Source organism: Streptomyces sp. TS71-3 (assembly GCF_018327685.1).
In the GTDB taxonomy this organism is placed as follows: Bacteria; Actinomycetota; Actinomycetes; order Streptomycetales; family Streptomycetaceae; genus Streptomyces.
Genome location: NZ_BNEL01000001.1, coordinates 2965663 through 2984011, shown reverse-complemented (window position 1 = coordinate 2984011; position 18349 = coordinate 2965663). Strand labels below are relative to the sequence as shown.

17 protein-coding genes are annotated in these 18349 nt (G+C 71.0%); 11 read left to right on the top strand and 6 right to left on the bottom strand.

Translation table 11 applies throughout. The annotated features are described in order from the left end of the window. Window positions 1-88 precede the first annotated feature (88 nt). From Sm713_RS12170 to Sm713_RS12155, 4 genes are all read left to right on the top strand, one after another. Window positions 89-415, top strand: coding sequence for a DUF6415 family natural product biosynthesis protein (locus tag Sm713_RS12170; RefSeq protein WP_212909642.1), 327 nt, complete (start codon window positions 89-91; stop codon window positions 413-415). After that, the gene (locus Sm713_RS12165) at window positions 412-636 is read left to right on the top strand and encodes a hypothetical protein (RefSeq protein WP_212909641.1); all 225 of its coding nucleotides are present in this window, start codon (window positions 412-414) and stop codon (window positions 634-636) included. Before Sm713_RS12170 ends, Sm713_RS12165 begins: the two co-directional genes overlap by 4 nt. 133 nt (window positions 637-769) lie before the next feature. After that, a complete protein-coding gene (locus Sm713_RS12160; RefSeq protein WP_212909640.1) occupies window positions 770-1663 on the top strand; it encodes a radical SAM/SPASM domain-containing protein in 894 nt (297 codons plus the stop codon). A gap of 40 nt (window positions 1664-1703) precedes the next feature. Continuing rightward, window positions 1704-2489, top strand: coding sequence for a hypothetical protein (locus tag Sm713_RS12155; protein ID WP_212909639.1), 786 nt, complete (start codon window positions 1704-1706; stop codon window positions 2487-2489). Between the two features lie 316 nt (window positions 2490-2805). On the opposite strand, the gene Sm713_RS12150 is transcribed toward Sm713_RS12155, so the two are convergent. The 3 genes from Sm713_RS12150 to Sm713_RS12140 form a co-directional block, all read right to left on the bottom strand. After that, window positions 2806-3015: a hypothetical protein gene (locus Sm713_RS12150; protein ID WP_212909638.1), complete on the bottom strand. Its 210-nt coding sequence runs from the start codon at window positions 3013-3015 to the stop codon at window positions 2806-2808. A 186-nt stretch (window positions 3016-3201) separates the two neighbouring features. Next, entirely contained in the window at window positions 3202-4038 is an 837-nt protein-coding gene (locus Sm713_RS12145; protein WP_212909637.1) for an LLM class F420-dependent oxidoreductase, read from the bottom strand. Further along, the gene (locus Sm713_RS12140) at window positions 4035-5138 is read right to left on the bottom strand and encodes an LLM class flavin-dependent oxidoreductase (RefSeq protein WP_212909636.1); all 1104 of its coding nucleotides are present in this window, start codon (window positions 5136-5138) and stop codon (window positions 4035-4037) included. The genes Sm713_RS12145 and Sm713_RS12140 overlap by 4 nt, the downstream gene beginning before the upstream one ends. A gap of 446 nt (window positions 5139-5584) precedes the next feature. On the opposite strand from Sm713_RS12140, the gene Sm713_RS12135 reads away from it, so the two are divergent. Continuing rightward, window positions 5585-5986, top strand: coding sequence for a helix-turn-helix domain-containing protein (locus Sm713_RS12135; RefSeq protein WP_212909635.1), 402 nt, complete (start codon window positions 5585-5587; stop codon window positions 5984-5986). 136 nt (window positions 5987-6122) lie between these two features. Here the strand turns inward: Sm713_RS12135 and Sm713_RS12130 are convergent, their stop codons facing one another. Then, a complete protein-coding gene (locus Sm713_RS12130; protein ID WP_212909634.1) occupies window positions 6123-7616 on the bottom strand; it encodes an LVIVD repeat-containing protein in 1494 nt (497 codons plus the stop codon). 177 nt (window positions 7617-7793) lie between these two features. Here Sm713_RS12130 and Sm713_RS12125 point away from each other — a divergent pair, with 177 nt between their 5' ends. The 6 genes from Sm713_RS12125 (at window position 7794) to Sm713_RS12100 (ending at window position 15024) form a co-directional block, all read left to right on the top strand. Further along, window positions 7794-8447, top strand: coding sequence for a DUF305 domain-containing protein (locus Sm713_RS12125; protein ID WP_374196043.1), 654 nt, complete (start codon window positions 7794-7796; stop codon window positions 8445-8447). A 271-nt stretch (window positions 8448-8718) separates the two neighbouring features. Then, window positions 8719-10305, top strand: coding sequence for an NAD(P)-binding domain-containing protein (locus Sm713_RS12120; RefSeq protein WP_249416249.1), 1587 nt, complete (start codon window positions 8719-8721; stop codon window positions 10303-10305). A gap of 10 nt (window positions 10306-10315) precedes the next feature. Beyond that, the gene (locus tag Sm713_RS12115; RefSeq protein ID WP_249416248.1) at window positions 10316-11440 is read left to right on the top strand and encodes an alpha-hydroxy acid oxidase; all 1125 of its coding nucleotides are present in this window, start codon (window positions 10316-10318) and stop codon (window positions 11438-11440) included. After that, window positions 11437-13056 (top strand): MFS transporter, encoded by a 1620-nt coding sequence (locus tag Sm713_RS12110; RefSeq protein WP_212909631.1) that lies wholly within the window; start codon window positions 11437-11439, stop codon window positions 13054-13056. Before Sm713_RS12115 ends, Sm713_RS12110 begins: the two co-directional genes overlap by 4 nt. Before the next feature lie 59 nt (window positions 13057-13115). Further along, a complete protein-coding gene (locus Sm713_RS12105) occupies window positions 13116-14357 on the top strand; it encodes a DUF6282 family protein (protein WP_212909630.1) in 1242 nt (413 codons plus the stop codon). 109 nt (window positions 14358-14466) lie between these two features. Beyond that, window positions 14467-15024 carry a carboxymuconolactone decarboxylase family protein gene (locus Sm713_RS12100; protein WP_212909629.1) on the top strand — a complete coding sequence of 186 codons (558 nt, stop codon included), beginning with the start codon at window positions 14467-14469 and terminating at the stop codon, window positions 15022-15024. 46 nt (window positions 15025-15070) lie between these two features. Here the strand turns inward: Sm713_RS12100 and Sm713_RS12095 are convergent, their stop codons facing one another. Further along, window positions 15071-17185, bottom strand: coding sequence for a SpoIIE family protein phosphatase (locus Sm713_RS12095; protein ID WP_212909628.1), 2115 nt, complete (start codon window positions 17183-17185; stop codon window positions 15071-15073). A gap of 263 nt (window positions 17186-17448) precedes the next feature. Continuing rightward, complete coding sequence (locus Sm713_RS12090; RefSeq protein WP_249416247.1) at window positions 17449-18306, bottom strand: ScbR family autoregulator-binding transcription factor; 858 nt, start codon at window positions 18304-18306, stop codon at window positions 17449-17451. Window positions 18307-18349: the final 43 nt, after the last annotated feature.

Below are 18349 nucleotides of genomic sequence, written 5' to 3'. Positions count from 1 at the left end.
GGGTCACGGCCGACTGGCTGGAGTCGACATGGCCAACCTGGGCACCCCACGCGCGACACCCGATGATCCCCCGCCAGACCTTGTCTCGATGCGCACGGCGGCGGCCGAACTGCTTGACGAAGGCACGCCGCTGCCCCGGTTCGATGACCTCGACGAGACGACGGCCCGGCTGCGGGGCCATCTCCAGGTGCTGATCCGTCCGGTGGAGGACGCCGCCCGGGCTCTCCCGGAGCACGACGGTGGACGGATCCGCGCCCAGTTGTCGGTCGAGAGCGCCCGCGTGCGCCTGGCGACGTCACCGGGCACCGGACTCGTATCCGCGACCCGGCACGCCCAGAGCCTCGCCCGCGAGCTGACATGGCTGTGCGACCACTACGAGACGCTGACCGGTACCCCCACCGTGGAGCCGTCATGAGCGCGCCGCGCGAGCCGGTGTCCTGCGGGTGGCTCTCCGAGCCGGGAGACGAGGACGAGCCCGCGCATGCCGCTGCCTCGGACACGACCTGGTGCCACTGGCACAAAGGCGAGACGACCACCGGCCAGTTGATCACCGTGATCGAGCAGGCATCGGGGCCCGGCGCCGCCGTCTACGCCTGTGCCGAGTGCCGGGAGTGGTTCCGGTTGGAGCCTGCCTGATGCTGCCCTACCCGGTGGCCGACGGATCGGACCGTGCACAAGCACAGGCCCTCGTTCCCGGCTACCGGATCACGCAACGGATCCCCGGTCGGAACGGGGCACAGCTTCACACCACGAGAGAAAGGGAGAAGCAATGACAACGAGCACGGACCTATTAGCGGAGCACTCCACGACTCGGCTTCTTTGGCTGGACCTGACCCACAAGTGCCAACTCGAATGCACGCACTGCTACAACGCATCGGGGCCGGATGGGACCCACGGCACGATGACCCGAGACGACTGGACCAGGGTTCTGGATCAGGCCGCCTCCTGTGGCGTGCTCGATGTCCAGTTCATCGGTGGGGAACCGACCATGCACCCCCATGCGGCTGAGCTGGTCGACCACGCATTGGCCCTCGGCCTCGGGGTCGAGGTCTTCAGCAATTTGGTGCACGTCACGGCTGAGTGGTGGGGGCTGTTCCAACACGATGGCGTCACCGTCGCAACCTCCTACTACTCGGACCGGGCCGCCGAGCACAACGCAATGACACGCCGCCCGAGCCATGCCCGGACCCGGGCGAACATCGAAAAGGCCGTCCGGCTCGGCGTCCCACTCCGCGTCGGAATCGTCGCCGGTAGCGACGCCCAGCGCGTCGATGAGGCCCGTCGAGAGCTTGAGGCCCTGGGCGTCACGAGGATCAGAGGGGACCGCGTCCGCCCCTTCGGACGGGGTGCGGGGGTCCATGCTCCGGATCCGGCCGAGCTCTGTGGACAGTGTGGCGTAGGCACGGCTGCCGTCAGCCCTACCGGCGAGGTCTCCCCGTGCGTCTTCTCCGGCTGGATGGGTGTCGGGAACGTTCAGGACACCCCACTGGCCGGTATTCTCGGCGGCGCTGCCATGGCCGAGGCCAACATCTCTATTCGCAGCTCAATCCCCAACGGTGGCGGCGATGACGACGAGAACGGCGATCGCTGCGACCCCGGCTGCGACCCCAATGCGGAGTGCAGCCCGGGTTTCCCCAGCGGTGAATGCGATCCGAGGAGATGAAACTTCCGTGACATACGGCCCCGGAACTGAGTTTCACGCAATGATCCACCCGTATACCGGAGACACGACCGATATCCGGCCAACTGAACGCGGGAACATGTCGGATCTCACGGCGCTGGTCGAGTGTGAGAAAGGGCCCTTCTTCGTCAAGGCGATGCGCAACCGACCGGGCGGCCGCCGCGACTCCATCGTTCGGGAGAAACGGATCAACCCGTTCGTGCAGCCTGTGTCCCCGGCTCTGCGGTGGCATGCGGAGGACGAGGAGTGGATCGCTCTCGGATTCGACCTCGTTGACGCCAGACCGTCGAACTTCAAACCCGGCTCGCCCGATCTGCCGTCCGTCGTCGAACTACTCAACAGGGTCGGGGAACTGGACCTGCCTGACGTCGCGCGGGACTGGCCGGAGACCCGGTGGGACAGGTTCGCTTCCAACGAATCGGAAGCGGAGCTGTTTCAGGGGGATGCACTGCTCCACGCGGACATCAACCCGAGCAACCTGCTCGTCGGCGACCAGGAAGTGTGGGCCGTTGACTGGGCCTGGCCCACCCGTGGCGCGGCGTTCATCGACCCCGCCCAACTCATCGTGCAACTCATAGCGGCAGGGCACTGCGCCGAAGCTGCCGAATCATGGGCAGCCGAGTGCAAAGTGTGGGCCGACGCGGACCCGAAGGCCATCGACGCGTTCGCTACCGCCACCGTGCGCATGTGGCGCGCCATGGCCGACCGGCGACCCTCCGAACCATGGCTCGCTGCCGTGGCGGCGGCGGCTCAGGTATGGGCCGACCACCGAGCGGCGGTCCGGAGGCGAAGCGCGTCCACTGAGTGATCCACCGCCCCCAGGCCGGGCAGGATGGCGCCAGGCCGCGGGGCAAGTGCGAGGGCCGACTCTCCGGTGCCCCGGCTGCGGGACCCGGTCCGGAAGCTCCTGGTCGTTCGATGTGCCACTCGCGGAGAGACGGGACGCGGCGCGGAGCGGAAGCCCAGGCTGGGTGAGGTTCCGGCGAGACAGACCGCTGCCCACCGTGAACACCGGAACCGACTGGAGTGGGCGCTGAACAGCCCTGATCCGCACGTCGCGACAGATTGTCCGATTGAGGGTCTGCTGGATCTCCTGGGCGAACCCGAGCGCCAGCCTGCCAAGCTCAGAGATCAACCGTGCCGCCGATGGATACCCACAGGGCGTCAGCCTGGGCCGAGGAGAAGTCGCACCTCCGCGCCTGCTCCTCCAACTGCTCATACGTCAGGCCAAGCTCGCCTAACGCCCGCCGTGCCGCAGCCAGGAACTCTTCCTGAGACACGACGATCACGGTCTCGTCGTCGTGATCCGTTGACCACTGCTCGATCACTGTCACCGTCTGCCCCCAAGACGCCAACCAGCTAAGAAAATCCACTTCATAGGGCACACAGTGTGCCGAACAAACCGCGATCCGCACACGGAACGTACCTGGAACCGGCCACCGGCTACCCCCTGCTTCGCGTAACCGGCGCGCATGGGCAGCGACCCGGCCCCGGCCCCGCCCACCGGCGTGAGGGGCCGATCAGCTGACCCTGTTCACCAGGGACGCCAGCTCGTCGAGGTCGTGCAGCGTCTCGGGCTCCGGCTGCGTCGGCAGCAGGAAGCAGACCTCCTCGACCTGGGCTTCGGCATACTCGGCCAGCTTCGGCTCCTCGCGTCCGGCTCCGAAAATCGTGAACGGCACGTTCGCCCGGCCGTTGTCGGCCAACCACCGGCGTACCCGGCGCAGTTCCTCGACGGGAGTGGCCGCTTGGGGGAGCCAGCCGTCGCCGAGAGTGAGCAGGCGTTGCAGGGCTGCGCGGCTCTCGCCGCCGACGTAGAGCGGTGGGTGAGGCCGCTGTACCGGCTTGGGCCAGGACAGGGCCGGGCCGAAATCGATGAACCTGCCGTGGAACTCGGCCTCGTCCTCCGTCCAGATCCGCTTGAGCGCGGCCAGTTGCTCGTTCATCTTGGCGCCTCGGGTGGCCGGATCCGTGCCGTGGTCGCGCATCTCCTCACGGCTCCAGCCGCCCGCACCGACGCCCACCGCGAGCCGGCCGTCGGAGATGAGGTCCAGGCTGGCGATCTCCTTGGCCGTGTAGAACACATCCCGTTGCGGGAGCGGGAGGACGCCCGTGACGAGGGCGAGGTCACGCGTGACCGCCGCCACCGAGGACAGCGTGACGAAGGGGTCGAGGGTGCGCAGGTACGTACGGGGCAGGGTCCTGCCGAGGGGGCTGGAGGGGCCTGTGTAGAGAGCCGGTATGTGCGAGTGCTCGGGCACCATGAGGCAGGAGAACCCGCGCTCCTCCACCGCGGTGCCCAGCGCGGCCGGGCTGATGCCCTCGTCCGTGACGAACGCCGTGATACCGAATTTCATGGTGCGCCATCCTGCCGTCGGATCGTTGGCCGCCTTGATGTCTTCCTTGATGTCCTCCTTGATGTGTCCGTTGATGTGTTCCCCAGTTCACCGCGCACGCGCGGAGCCACCTCGGTGCCCAGGAGCTCGATGGACGAGAGCACGTCGCGGTGTGGCATGCCGCCGATGTCCATCTGGAGGAACTGGCGACGGTGGCCGAGGTGCCGGTGCAGGTCGACGATCCGCTCGGCGATCTCGTCGGGGGCGCCGGCGAAGACCATTCCGCCGGGCGAGTAGTTCGCCTCGACCTCCTCCCAGCGGTCCGGCAGGGAACGGCCGGCCATCGCGAACGACGCGACTTCGTGCTGGTGGTAGCGCCGTTTGGTGGCGAGTCCGGCGCGGCCGACGAAGCCGTGGCCGGCGACCGAGATCTCCAGTGCCCCCGGATCGACGCCGGCCTCGCGCGCGCTCCGTCTGTAGAGGTCGCCGAGCCGGCCCCAGTGGGCCGGGCTGCCGCTGAGGGCGCCGTAGGAGACCGGTAGACCGGCGGTGCCCGCGCGGACGGTGGAACCGGGGTTGCCTCCGGTGCCGAGCCAGATCTTGAGGGGCTCCTCGGGGCGGGGCACGACGGGCGCGTCCTCCAGCGGCGGCCTGAACGGGCTCTCCCAGCTCACCCGGTCGTGGGCGTTGATCTCCAGCAGCAGGCCGAGCTTGTCGGCGTAGAGGCGGTCGTAGTCGTCGAGGTCGTAGCCGAACAGCGGGAACGGCTCGGTGGAGGAACCGCGGCCGGCGATGATCTCCATCCGGCCGTCGCTGACGATCGCGGCGGTGGCCGCCTGCTGGTAGAGCCGTATCGGGTCGTCGGTCGAGAGCACGCTCACCGCCGTCGAGAGCGTGATCCTGGAGGTCATCGCCGCCGCCGCGTTGAGGAGCGAGGTCGGGGAGGACACCGGCACCTGCTGGTGGTGGTGCTCGCCGACTCCGAAGAAGTCGAGACCGACCTCCTCGGTGAGGCGAATCTGCTCCAGGATGTTGCGCACCGCCTGTGCTGTCGTGACGACGTTGCCCTCGGAGTCGCGTCCCGCGACACCGAAGCTGTAGACGCCGAGCTCGAACGTCATGCCGTCCTCACCTCCCGGCCGGCGCGCTGGGGCACAGCGGGTACGCCAACGGAGAGCCACACCTGGTCAAGGGGGGTGCGACGCGGGGACGGATCCGGGAACGAGTCCCGGTGGTGAAAGTGGCCATGTGCATGCTCTCTTGTGCGGTGCCTGTGCGCTGCCTGTGACGTGGGGTGTGCGGTGCCTGTGACGTGGGGTGTGCGGTGCCTGTGTGGCGCTCGTGCGTGCCGGCTGGCGCTACGGCGGGGGCCGGGTAGGGGCGCCGAGGTGAGGGACCCGGTCGCGCCGTGACGTACCGGTGGCAGCACGCCCGGTAAGCGGGTTCCCCGGAAGATCTCGTTATGCCTGGCATCTGGTGGTTACTGGTCGTTCCCCAGTACCCTTGTGGAACCGAGTACTCGGGTCAAGCAGGCACTTTTCCGTGACTCGGTTCACCGGAGGTAACCATGAGCGAGGCGTCCACGGCCTCCACCGCTTCTTCGTCCGCCCCGTTCGCCGGCCCTGACGCGTGCCGGGCGCGCGAGGTCCTGGATCTCGTCGGCAACAAGTGGTCCCTGGGCGTGGTCGACACGCTCGGCGCGGGTCCGAAGAGATTCGGGGAGCTCAAGCGCTCCGTCGCCGGTATCAGCCAGCGCATGCTCACCGTCACCCTGCGCGGGCTGGAGCGGGACGGGATCCTCAGCCGCACCGTGTACGCCGTCATGCCGCCCAACGTCACCTACGCGCTCACCCCCATGGGGAGGACGCTCCTGGAGGCGACGCGTCCGCTCGTCCACTGGAGCGTGAGGAACATCGCGGCGATCGACGCGGCGCGCACCGAGTTCGACACCCGGTCGGCCTCCCAGTAGGGAGCATCGTCCAGCGGCTCCCGCCGGCCAGGACGGTGTCTCACCTGGCGAGGCGGGTGCCGGTTCGGTTCGAGGAAGCGGTGCCGCCGGGCCACGACCCGCCCGGCGGCACCGTCACCTGACCCGCGCACCGCCGTCAGCGGCGGCCGCCGGCGAAGTAGTCCGGCTGCGTCTGGACGTTCAGCTCGTCCACGTGCACCCGCTGTGCCGGAGCCGTTCGGGCGTCGTCGAGTTTCAGGACGTCGAAGCCCTTCACGATGTCGTTGGAGTAGATGTAGCCGTTGTAGTAGTACGCCGACCACGCGCCGCCGAGCGTGAGGGCGTCCGTCGAGAGCGGGCCCCGCTCGAAGTAGCCGATCTCCCTCGGCTTGCTGGAGTCGGTGAAGTCCCAGACCGAGACGCCGCCCTGGTACCAGGCCTGCACCATGATGTCGCGGCCCTTGACCGGGATCAGCGAGCCGTTGTGCGCGACGCAGTTCTCGGTGTCCGCCTGGGGGCGGGGGATCTTGTAGTAGCTGCGGAAGACGAGCTTGCGCGCGTCGCCCTTGCCGACGATGTCGTAGATGCCGTCCGCACCGCGGTCCGGGCCGACCGCCGCGTTGCAGGTCGCCGCCGCGCCACCGCCCAGCTCGTCGGTGAACACCACCTTGTCGGCCTTCTGGTTGAAGGTCGCCGAGTGCCAGAACGAGAAGTTGACGTTGTCCTCGACCCGGTCGATCACCCTGGGCCGCGCCGGGTCCTTGATGTCGAACAGGATGCCGTCGCCCATGCAGGCCCCGGCCGCGAGGTCCTTGGAGGGCAGCGTCGTGATGTCGTGGCAGCCCGTGGTCCTGGAGACGCCCGGGTTGGTGGGGGCACCGGGGTTGCCGCCGTCCGGGAAGAGGACGGGGAAGTCGACGACCGCCGCCTGGGACGGTGCCTTGCGGGGCACCTTGACGACGGAGATCCCGTCGTGGGGCGGCCGGCAGTCGGGGAACGTGTCGCTGGGGCCGTACGAGGACACGTAGATGTAGACCTCGTCCCGCTCGGGGACCAGCGTGTGGGTGTGGGAGCCGCAGGACGTCTCGACGGCGGCGACGTACCGCGGATTGCGCTTGTCGCTGATGTCGAAGACCTTCATGCCCTCCCAGGAGGACTTCTGCGTCGCCGGCTGGGAGGTGCTGCTGCACGAGCTGTCGGTGCGCGACGAGTCCGTGGACAGGAACAGCAGGTCGCCCGAGACGGAGACGTCGTTCTGCGAGCCGGGGCAGAGCACCTGGGCGACGGTCTTCGGGGACTTCGGGTGGCTGATGTCGAAGATCCTGAAGCCGCTGTAGTTCCCGGCGAACGCGTACTTCCCCTGGAACGCCAGGTCGGTGTTGTAGTCGGTCAGCGCGTCCTTCGGGACGTTGACCAGGGGCGTGATGTTGGGGCTGTGCACGGCCTGGTCGACGCCCGGTATCTCGCCGCTCTCGACGGCCTTTTGGGCCTCGGCGGACTGCTCCGAGGAGACGTCCTGCCGGGTGGGGACGTCACCGGGGTCGGGTATGGCGAGTGCGGGCCCGGCCGCCAGCAGCGTCACCAGGAGTCCGGCGACGGCCGAGGCGGCTCCCAGGCGTCTGTGGCGCCTGCGAGTGGAGTGCGGGATCACTTTTGTCCTCCTTGTATCCGTTCAGGACTGAAGGGGGTCTTGTTTCCGGCAGTATCGTCCTTACATGTACATCTCAATAGATGGCATGAGAGCCACGTTGGAGGGCTTCGACCCGTCCGGCGGTGAACCGTCCTGCTCCGCCCCGCGCCACGCCACCCGTCCCAGGAGGCAGCCGTGATCCCAGGCAGACGTCCGCTCGCCACCGGTGCCGTTCTCGCCACCGCCCTCGCCGCCGCCCTGCTCCTCACCGCCGGCTGCGACTCGGGATCCGGCGGGGCCGGCACGCGCGGGCACGGCACGGGCGACGTCGTGGTGGCGCCGGGAAAGCCAGGCGAACCTGCGAGAACGCTCTCGCCCGAGGACGCGGCCAAGGCCGTCCCGGACGAGAAGCCCGACGCCGCCGACATCGCCTATGCGCAGATGATGATCACGCACCACGGCCAGGCACTGGAGATGACCCGCCTCGCGGAGACGCGCGCCCACGCGGACCCGGTCAAACGCATCGCCCGGCACATCTCCGCGACCCAGAAGCCCGAGATCGAGGCGATGCGGGGGTGGCTGGAAAGGAACGGTCTGGCCGGCGACGCGGGGCCCCATGCGCACATGCGCATGGCCGGCATGGCCACCGGCGAGCAGCTCGCCCGGCTCAAGGACGCCCGGGGTACGGCGTTCGACCGTCTCTTCCTCACGCTGATGATCACGCACCATCAGGGGGCGGTCACGATGGCCACCGACGTTCTGGCGCGCAGCACGAACACGCAGATCGGGGAGATGGCGACGGATCTGATCGCGCAGCAGACGCGTGAGGTGGACCTCATGCGCGCGATGTGACGCCCCCGCGGTGGGGTGCGGTCCCATCGCGCCGTTCCCCGCGCCCCTTCAAAGCGGGGCTACGCCCCGGCAGCGGCAGAGACCGGCCCATCAGGACCGTGACTACACGCGGGCATCGCTCCAATTGCTCGCGCAGTTCCCCGCGCCCCTGCGTGGGCCGGGGGGCCTGCACCGCGAAGGGTCCGGCTCTTGAGATCTCTTTGAGATCTGGCCGCTAGCCTCGCGCCCGCGAGCCATCTGAACCGTCCCCACAGCGCTCATGGAGGCCGCGTTGACGCGAGAACCGCTGGACTACCTCGTCATCGGAGCCGGTCCGGCCGGTGTGCAACTGGGTTACTACCTCAAGCGCGCCGGACACGACCACCTCGTCCTGGAGGCCGGCCCCACGCCGGGGACGTTCTACCGGAAGTTCCCGCGGCACCGGCAGATGATCTCGATCAACAAGCCCTACTCGGGCTGGGACGATCCGGACCTCAGACTCCGCGTGGACTGGAACTCGCTGCTCGACGACGAGACCGCCGGCACCCACGGCACCGCGGCGCGGTTCACCGAGTACACCGACCGGTACTTCCCGCACGCCGACGACTACATCCGGTACCTCACGGACTTCGCCGCCCACCACGACCTGCGCATCCGGTACGACACCGCCGTCGTGCGGGTGGCCCGGGACGGCGAGCGCGGCCTCTTCGAGGTGACCGACGAGCACGGCACCGTCCACCGGGCGCGGCGGGTGGTGGCCGCGATCGGGTTCGGGCGCGGCAACGTCCCGGACATCCCCGGTATCGAGACCGCCGAGACGTACCAGGACGTCTCCGTGGACCGCGACGACTTCACCAACCAGCGGGTGCTGATCATCGGCAAGGGGAACTCCGCGTTCGAGACCGCGGACCACCTCACCGAGCGCGCCGCCGTCATCCACATCGTGGGTCCCAGCTCCATCAAGTTCGCGTGGAAGACGCACTTCATCGGCCACCTGCGGGCGGTCAACAACAACTTCCTCGACACCTACCAGCTCAAGGCGCAGAACTCCGTGCTGGACGGCACCGTCGAGAGCATCGAGCGCCTGGGCGACGGCTATGCGGTGGCGGTGTCCTACGGCCGCCGCGACGAGGTCGCGCACTTCACCTACGACCGGGTGATCTGCTGTACCGGCTTCGCCATGGACGGCTCGATGTTCGCGCCGGAGTGCGCGCCGCAGCTCGCGATCCGGGACCGCTTCCCGGCCCTGACCTCCGCGTGGGAGTCGGTGAACGTGCCCGACCTCTACTTCGCCGGGACCCTCACCCAGGTCCGCGACTTCAAGAAGTACACCAGCGCCTTCATCCACGGATTCCGCTACGGGGTGCGGGCGCTCGGCCGGGTGCTGGAGCGGCGCTACGAGGGCGTCGAGTGGCCGCACCGCGTGGTCCCGGCCGACCCCGCCGTGCTGGCCCAGGCCATCCTGGACCGGCTGGCCACCACCTCGGCGCTGTGGCAGCAGTTCACGTTCCTGTGCGACCTGTTCGTCGTGGCCGGCGGCGAGGTGCGGCACTACGAGGAGATGCCGGTCGACTACCTGCACGACACCGAGTTCGGCGAGTCGGGCCTGTACTTCACCGTCACCCTGGAGTACGCCCCCGGCCACGACGAGCTCGACCCGTTCGACGTGCCCGCGGGCCGCGCCTGGGAGGACGAGCACAAGCACGACGACCGGTACCTGCATCCGGTGGTGCGCTGCTTCAACGGCGCCGAGGTGGTCCTCGAACACCGCGTCAAGGAGAACCTCGACAACGACTGGACCGATCCCGTGATCCACGTCAAACCGCTGGTGGACCACCTCGCCACCGCGTTGTCCGGGCCCGCACGCGCGGGCCGGTGAGGGAGCAGCCGTGGACGAGTCGGTGAAGGGAGCAGCCGTGGACGAGTCGCCGAGCACACGAGAGTTCCTGAGCACGCGGGAGTTCGAGCCCGTCGCGCGAGAACTGCTGGACCCGGTGCACTACGACTACTTCGCCGGGGGCGCCCAGGACGAGATCACGCTGCGCGCCAACGAGGCGGCGTTCGCGCGGTTGCGCCTGGTGCAGCGGATCCTGCGCGGCCGGTCCGCGCTGGACCTGACCACCACCCTGCTGGGCCACCGCACCACCGCGCCCATCATGCTCGCGCCGACCGCCTTCCACCGCCTCGCGCACCCCGACGCGGAACGGGCCACCGCGCGTGCCGCCGCCGCGGCCGGGATGATCATGATCGCGGCGATGCTGTCGACGGTGGCCATCGAGGACATGGCGGCGGAGGCCCGCAAGACCGCCGACGACCCGCACCTGTGGTTCCAGCTCTACATCCAGCGCGACATGGGGTTCACCAGGGCGCTGGTCGAGCGGGCCCAGGACGCCGGGTGCAGCGCGCTGGTCGTCACCGGCGACTCCCCGGCGCTCGGCCGCCACGTGCGCAACGACCGCAACGGCTTCCACGATCTGCCGCCGGGCATCCGGTGCGAGAACCTGCGGTCGTTGCGCGCGGACGAGCCCGGACACGTCCGGCAGGTCGACCTCTCCCCCGAACTCTCCTGGGACCACCTGGAGAAGCTGCGGGAGATGACCGACCTGCCCCTCGTCGTCAAGGGCGTGCTGCACCCGGAGGACGCCCGGATCGCCGCCGACCTGGGCATGGCCGCGATCGTGGTCTCCAACCACGGCGGGCGCCAGCTCGACACGGCGCCCGCCACCATCGCGCAACTGCCGCGCGTGGTCGAGGCGGTGGAGGGCCGGCTGCCGGTGCTGCTGGACGGCGGGGTGCGCAGGGGCACCGACGTCGCCAAGGCGCTGGCGCTGGGCGCGGCGGCGGTCGCCGTGGGGCGCCCCGTGGTGTGGGGCCTCACGGTCGGCGGCGAGGAGGGCGTGGCCCGGGTCCTGGCCATGCTCCGCGACGAGTTCGCGCACACCCTCACGCTGTGCGGCTGCGCCACCCCGGCCGAGCTCGGCCGGGACATGGTGGTCACCGAGGAGGCGGCGTGAGCGCGCGGCGTCAGGGCCGGTCGGCGGCGCGCAGGGCGGCGTTCGGCCTCGGCTCGCTGCTGGTGGTGGCCGGTGTCGCGCTGCACGTGCCGTCCTACCTGATGGCCCGCGACGACCACTACATGATGGCGGGCATGGCGATGGGCACCGCCATGACGACCGGCATGGTGCTCATCGTGGCCGGCCTGGTGGCCGCCGCGTGGGGCCTGCTGCCGACCCGCCCGGAGATCGCCGCACGCGCCGCGGCGGCCCCCGCGGCGCGGTACGCCGCCCTGGACACCGCCGAGTTCACCGGCGCCCACCGGACGCTGGTGACCGTGCTGACCGTCGCCCTCGTGGTGGACACCATGAAGCCCGCCTCGCTCGGCTTCGTCGTGCCCGGGATGCGCGAGGAGTACGCGCTCACCCCCGACCAGGCGTCCCTGCTGCCGCTGGTCGCGATCGCGGGCACGGTGGCCGGCTCGCTGCTGTGGGGCTGGCTGGCCGACATCTACGGCAGGCGCTCGACGGTGCTGATGTCGGCGCTGATGTACGTCGCCACGTCCATCTGCGGGTTCATGCCGTCGTTCGAGTGGAACCTCGTGATGTGCTGCCTGATGGGGATGGCGGCCGGCGGGATGCTGCCGACGGTGTACTCGCTGATGTCGGAGACGGTGCCCGCGCGCCGCCGGGGCTGGATCGTCGTCGCGCAGAGCGGCCTCAGCGCGGCGGTGGGCTACCTGCTGGCGAGCGGCTGCTCGACGCTGTTCGTGCCGGACTACAGCTGGCGGGTGCTGTGGCTGCTGGGGCTGCCGACCGGGCTCCTGCTGCTGGTGCTGCGGCGCTGGATCCCCGAGTCGCCGCGGTTCCTCATCGCGTCGGGGCGCGAGGACGAGGCGGCGGAGGTCATGGCGCGCTTCGGCATCCGCGCGGTGCCCGAGGCGGGCACCCCCGCCGCTCCCGCGGCCGTCCCGCAGCCGGCGCCGAACCGGATCACCCCGCTGGTGTCGCCGGCCTTCCGGCGGCAGACCGGGGTGATCATGCTGTTCGGCGTGAGCTGGGGGATGGTCAACTGGGGCTTCATCACCTTCCTGCCGAGCTTCCTCACGTCCGCCGGGGCCGGCACGAACGCCAGCTCGCTGCTGTTCACCTCGTCCGTGTTCGCGGTGCCCGCCGCGGTGCTGGCCGCGGTCCTGTACGCGCGCTGGAGCAGCAAGAAGGCCATGGTCTGCTACGCGCTGGCGACCGCGGCGGTGCTGGCCGGCTTCGCGGTGGCCCGGCCCGAGCGGTCCGGCCACGGCGGCGTCCTGCTGGTGCTCACGACGCTGCTGCTGAGCGCGGCGGGCGGCATGATCGCGCTGCTCGCGCCGTACGCGACGGAGGTGTACCCGACGGCGCTGCGGGCCACCGGAAGCGGCGTGGCAGCCGCCGGCAGCAAGGCGGGCGGGCTTTTCGGACCGATGCTGCTCAGCTCGGCACCGCGCATCGAGAGCCTCTCGCTGGTCTGCGCCCTGCCGGTGGTCGCCGCGGGCCTCGCGCTGTGGCGCTACGGCAGGGAGACCACCGGCAGGCCACTCGTCGAGAGCGCCACCGGCGCCGCCCCGGCCGGCCTGGCCGAGGCGCCCGCCGAGACCTGAGCACGGCACCCGCGGCAGACACCCACGCCGGCGATTCCGGCGGGAAGGCGAACGCTGACATGGCGAGCACGGACAGCACGCACGGCACGCACGGCACGGACAGCACGCAGACCACGCACGGCACGCGGACGCCACACGGCACGGCGGACCGCGCCCCCGGCGCCCCCGGGATCCACGGCACCCACGGCACCCACGGCTCGGGCGACACGGAGCTGCCGACCGCCGCGGACGACGGCGACCCCATGAACGCCGACGCGGAGCTGATGGCCGAGGCCCGGCTCCGCCGCCCCGATGCCGCGCCGGGAGACCGCTTCCTGGCCGCCTACCGGGCCCGCATGGGCTACAAGGCGGAGCCGCTGCACCCCCCGGCGGTGCACGGGGTGGAGGGCGCCGTCGACATCCACTGCCACGCCCACGAGGGCCAGCAGGACGCGCTCGCCGTGGCGAAGCTCGCCGCGGCCAGCGGCATGGGCGGGCTGCTCTTCAAGAGCACCATGGGCCTGCGCCGCACGGACGTCGCGGGCCCCGCCGGCGTGGTGCGCGAGGTGGACGACGCGCTGCGCCGCTGGTGCGACGGGACGGGCGTGGCGCCGGTCAGCCTGTGGGCGGGCTGGATCACCAGCTTCAGCAGGGGGCTGCCCAAACCGGAGGCCGCCCGGCAGCAGTTGGAGGACGGGGCCAAGGCGGTGTGGATGCCGGTCTTCCGCAGCGCGAACACCATGAGCAAGGTCGGCGGCATGCCGATCTGGTGGGGCGGCAGCACCGACCCGAACGAGTGGAGCGACCCTCTCCCGTGGCCGCAGGCCCTCAAGGTCGGCGAGTACACCCTGGACGGGCACGGGAAGCTGAAGCCCGAGTACCGCGAGGTCTTCCGCATGGTCGCGGACCACGACGTGATGGTCTCGTTCGGGCACGCCACGCACGACGAGATCTTCGCCATGGCCGACCTGGTGCGCGACCTGGGCATCACCAAGGCGGTGGTGGACCACCCCTTCAGCCCGTTCATCGACCTGTCGCTCGACCAGATGCGGGAGCTGACCTCCGCGGGGATCCACATGAACTTCACCTACGACGAGATCTCGCCGCTGCTCGGCGTGAACCCGGCCGACATGTGCGCCACGATCCAGGCGCTGGGCACCGGGCACGTGACGCTGTCCAGCGACGCCGGGGAACCGCTCTTCCCCAACACCGTCGAGGCCATGCGCCTGGTCATCGCCCACATGCGGGCGTTCGGGCTGACCGAGGAGCAGACCCGCGAGATCAGCGTGGTCAATCCCGGCAGGCTCATGGGCGTCGGCTGACCCCGGCCCGGGAGCACGGTACGGGCCGGGAGCCCCGGCCGCCCATCCCTGACCACCCTCCGCCCCTCCGATGCCTGGAGGCCCCTCTCCTGTCTGGAGGACAACCGCCGTGCCCTTCCTCCCCTCCCTGCCCGACAACGCCACGGTCATGGACGTGCTGCGCGCCTTCCCCGAGCCCGCCGGCCCCCTGGTCGACTACCAGCAGGTGGTCCTGCGCGGCCCCTCCCCGCTGAGCGTCGGCGAGCGCGAGCTGATCGCCGCCTACGTGTCGGGACTGAACGCCTGCCGCTACTGCCACGGCGTGCACGGCGCGGTCGCCGAGGCGTTCGGGATCGAGGAGGGCGTGCTGGCCGCCCTGCTGGCCGACGTCGCCTCGGCCCCGGTCGACGACCGGCTCAAGCCGCTCTTCGCGTACGTGCGCAAGCTCACCGAGACCCCCGGCCGGATGGCCGCGGCCGACGCCGAGGCGGTGTTCGCGGCCGGATGGGAGGAGAAGGCCCTCTACGACGCGGTGTCGGTGTGCGCCCTGTTCAACTTCATGAACCGCATCGTGGAGGGCTTCGGCATCACGGCCCCCGACTCGTACTTCGCCGTGGCCGCCCGCCGCCTCTCCTCGGACGACGGGTTCACCGCCTACCGGGGGCCTGTTCCGCGGGACCCGGAGTGACGCGGGGTCGGGCGGCGTGACGTCAGCCTGATGTCGGGCCCCGGGGTCACCAGTGCGGGGTCGGGGGCATGGTGGGGGTGACGGCACGGGTGCGGGCCACCAGGAGGGCCACGTCGTCCTCCTGCGGTGACTGTGTCGTCGTCCTGTCGATGACGCGGGAGCACAGCTCGTCGAGGTCGGCGGGCGGGTTCCGCAGCGCGGCGAGCAGCCGGTCGAGCCCCGCGTCGATGTCCATGTGCCGGGACTCCACGAGGCCGTCGGTGTAGAGGACGAGCAGCGAGTCCACCGGAAGCTCCAGCTCGACGGACTCGTACTCTCCGGAGTCGGTCCCGATCGGCGGGCCCACCGGCGTGTCGACGACCCTCGCCCGGCCGTCGGGCGTCACCAGCATCGGCGGCGGGTGGCCGGCGCGCGCCAGGGTGCACACGCCGGCGGCCGGGTCGTAGACGGCGTAGAGGCAGCTCGCGCCGGTGATCGACGGGTAGTCCCGGGACCAGGTGCCCGACTCCGCGAGCCGGGCGGTGACCTCGTTGAGGTGGCCGAGCAGCTTCGCCGGGGGCTCGTCCAGGACGGCGAGCGTGTGGACCGCGGTGCGCAGCCGGCCCATGGTGGCGGCGGCGTGGATGCCGTGTCCCACGACATCGCCGATGACCAGCGCGATCCGGCCCCCCGGCAGTTCGATGGCGTCCATCCAGTCCCCGCCGACCCCCTCGTGCCGGTCGGAGGGCAGGTAGCGGCTGGCCAGGTCCACCGCGGCTCCGCCCGACAGGTTCTCGGGGAGCAGGCTGCGTTGCAGGGCGAGGGCGGCGGTGCGCTCGCGGGTGTAGCGGCGGGCGTTGTCCAGGCTCAGTGATGCCTGGACGCAGAGTTCCTCGGCCAGCAGCAGGTCGTCCCGCGAGAAGGGGACGACGTTCTCGGAGCGGCCGAACACCACGAGGCCGAGGATGGTGCCGCGCGCCCTGAGCGGGATCATCATCATCGAGTGCGTGCCCGTCTCCCGGACGATCCGCTGGCGGCGGGGGTCGCGCTCCAGCCAGGTCCCGGGACCCGTCTCCAGGACCGGTTCCAGATAGGACCGGTCCTCGCGCAGCACCGTGAGGAACGGCGAGTTGGACGGCGCGTACACCACCTCGCCCACCGCGAAGGCGGCCTCGGGCGATCCCCGGCGTACGGTGGCCAGACCCGCGCGGCGGAAGACCGGGACCCCCTGCTTGGCCGTCGACATGCGCTCCAGGGGCTCCCCTCCGAGCGGCACGGCCTCGGCCAGGTCCACGGCGGTGAAGTCGGCGAGGACGGGCACGGTCATGTCCGCGAGCTCCTGGGCCGTCGTCATCACGTCGAGCGTCGTGCCGATCCGGTGGGCCGCTCTGCCGAGCAGCGCCAGCCGCTCGCGCTCCCAGCTCTGGGTGATGTCCAGGGAGACGCTGCACACGCCCAGCGTGGCCCCGTCCCGGGGCGCGAGGGGGTACATCGAGGAGGAGAAGACGACCTCCCTGCCGTCCTCCGGCGACACCCACCGCACCACGTGGTCGGCGACCGGCTCCCCCGACGACAGCACCTCCCGGTACACCGGCTCGGTGGTGGTCCGGTCGAAGCCGCGCAGGACCCGCAGCGTCGTGGACCCCTCGGAGCCCGGGCCGGAGAGCCCCGTCACCTCCATGGAGGCGCGGTTCGCCCACACCAGCCGCATGTCGGTGTCCCACACCGCCACCGCCAGCGGCGAACGGTCGAGGAGCGCCGACTCCCCCTCGCAGGCATCCTCGCCCTCCGGCATCCGCGTGACGGCGACGGCCCAGCAGCGCAGGCCGTCCGGACCGGTCAGCCCGACGATCTCCACCACCAGCCGCAGGACCCTGCCGTCACGGTGCGTGACCGCGACCTCCCCGCCCACGGCCTGCTCGTTGCCCCGGTGCCCCACGGCCCCCGCGGCCCTCGACCACGGCACCGGCTCGTCAGGATCGGCCAGCAGCGCCCGCGCGGGCCGGCCGAGCACGTCCTCCGCACGCAGGCCGAGCAGCCGCTCGCAGCCGCCGCCCCAGGCCAGCACGGTTCCGTCGGAGTCGAGCAGGGCCACGGCGGGTGCGGGAACGTCGGGCGCGCTGTGCGCGAACCCGCCGGGCGTCCGCCCCATACGGGTAGCGACTCCGAGCCTGCGCGCCATCCCGATACCTCCGTGACCTCCGTGGTCACCTCTCGCCGCCGGCAGAAGCCCCCAGGATCGCCCAGCCCTACCAGCCTAACGAACGCACCGCACCGACCAGGCGCGACGCGGAGTGAGGGGTCCTCCACCCGGAGTCCCGCGCGCGGCACGGGCCCGAGGTCCCGCCGTCCGGCCCCGCCGGCTGCCGCCCGCCGGGCCCGCCCGCGGCGGTGGGCGCGGCTTAGACCGAACGTGGCCTTCCGGCCCTCAGCCGGGCACGCCCCTCAGGGAGCGGGCGCCGGCGCGGCGCGGTCGAGGACGGCGGGGCCTGCGGCGCTCTCCCCTGAGGTCGTTCCAGGGGCCGATCCGGTGGCCGTCGCGGGAGCCGCTTCGGAGATCGTTCCGGCCCCCGCTTCGGAGGCCGTAGCGGGAGCCGGCACGGAGATCGCTCCGGAGGCCGCTGCGGAGGACGTCCCGGAAGCCGTGCCGGATGCCGTCCCGGAGGTCTGTCCGGCGCTCTCCGCCTCCTCTATGAGCTTGACGACCCGGCCGCCGCGGCCCGGGGCCATGTCGAGCCGGCCGAGGACCGCCGGCCTGGTGACGGTCGACAGCACGGTCCTGAAGAGCACCGAGGCCCGCTCCTCCAGGTCCGTCAGGCCGGACACCACCTGGGACATCAGCTGGAGGCCGGTGAAGGAGCCCACCAGCAGCTCGGCGATCTCCTCCACGTCGGCGTGCGGAAGGAGCTCTCCGTGGTCGCGCGCCAGCCGCAGATCGTGCGCCGCCGCCTTCGTCCACTCGGCGTGGGGCCGCCACTCCTGTGCCCCGGGCCACTTCTGTATGTCGACGGCCAGGCGCGCGCTGCCGCGCACCAGCGGGTCGCGGGGCATCAGATGGGCGAGAATCATTCCCCGATCGATGACCGCCTGGAGGAACAGCCCGGTGTCGGGGGGCTCGGGAACGCACTCCACCTGCGTGTTGAGGAGCCCCTGCGCCAGGTCCTCCTTCGAGGAGAAGTGGAAGTAGAGCGCTCCCTTGGTCACCCCCGCCCGGGTGAGGATGTCGGAGATCGTGGTGGCCTCGTATCCGAGGTCGCCGAAGACCTCCCCGGCCGCCCGGAGGATCTCCCTGCGAGTCAGCACCGCTCGTTCCTGGCGCGCCATGGCCACCCTCTCTGCATGCACA

Bases quoted from the DNA above. Each gene is read 5' to 3' on its own strand.
- Sm713_RS12165 (WP_212909641.1), top strand. From the start codon at position 412: ATGAGCGCGCCGCGCGAGCCGGTGTCCTGCGGGTGGCTCTCCGAGCCG.
- Sm713_RS12140 (WP_212909636.1), bottom strand. From the start codon at position 5,138: ATGACGTTCGAGCTCGGCGTCTACAGCTTCGGTGTCGCGGGACGCGAC.
- Sm713_RS12095 (WP_212909628.1), bottom strand. From the start codon at position 17,185: ATGGCGCGCAGGCTCGGAGTCGCTACCCGTATGGGGCGGACGCCCGGC.
- Sm713_RS12135 (WP_212909635.1), top strand. From the start codon at position 5,585: ATGAGCGAGGCGTCCACGGCCTCCACCGCTTCTTCGTCCGCCCCGTTC.
- Sm713_RS12145 (WP_212909637.1), bottom strand. From the start codon at position 4,038: ATGAAATTCGGTATCACGGCGTTCGTCACGGACGAGGGCATCAGCCCG.
- Sm713_RS12155 (WP_212909639.1), top strand. From the start codon at position 1,704: ATGATCCACCCGTATACCGGAGACACGACCGATATCCGGCCAACTGAA.
- Sm713_RS12170 (WP_212909642.1), top strand. From the start codon at position 89: ATGCGCACGGCGGCGGCCGAACTGCTTGACGAAGGCACGCCGCTGCCC.
- Sm713_RS12160 (WP_212909640.1), top strand. From the start codon at position 770: ATGACAACGAGCACGGACCTATTAGCGGAGCACTCCACGACTCGGCTT.
- Sm713_RS12105 (WP_212909630.1), top strand. From the start codon at position 13,116: ATGGCGAGCACGGACAGCACGCACGGCACGCACGGCACGGACAGCACG.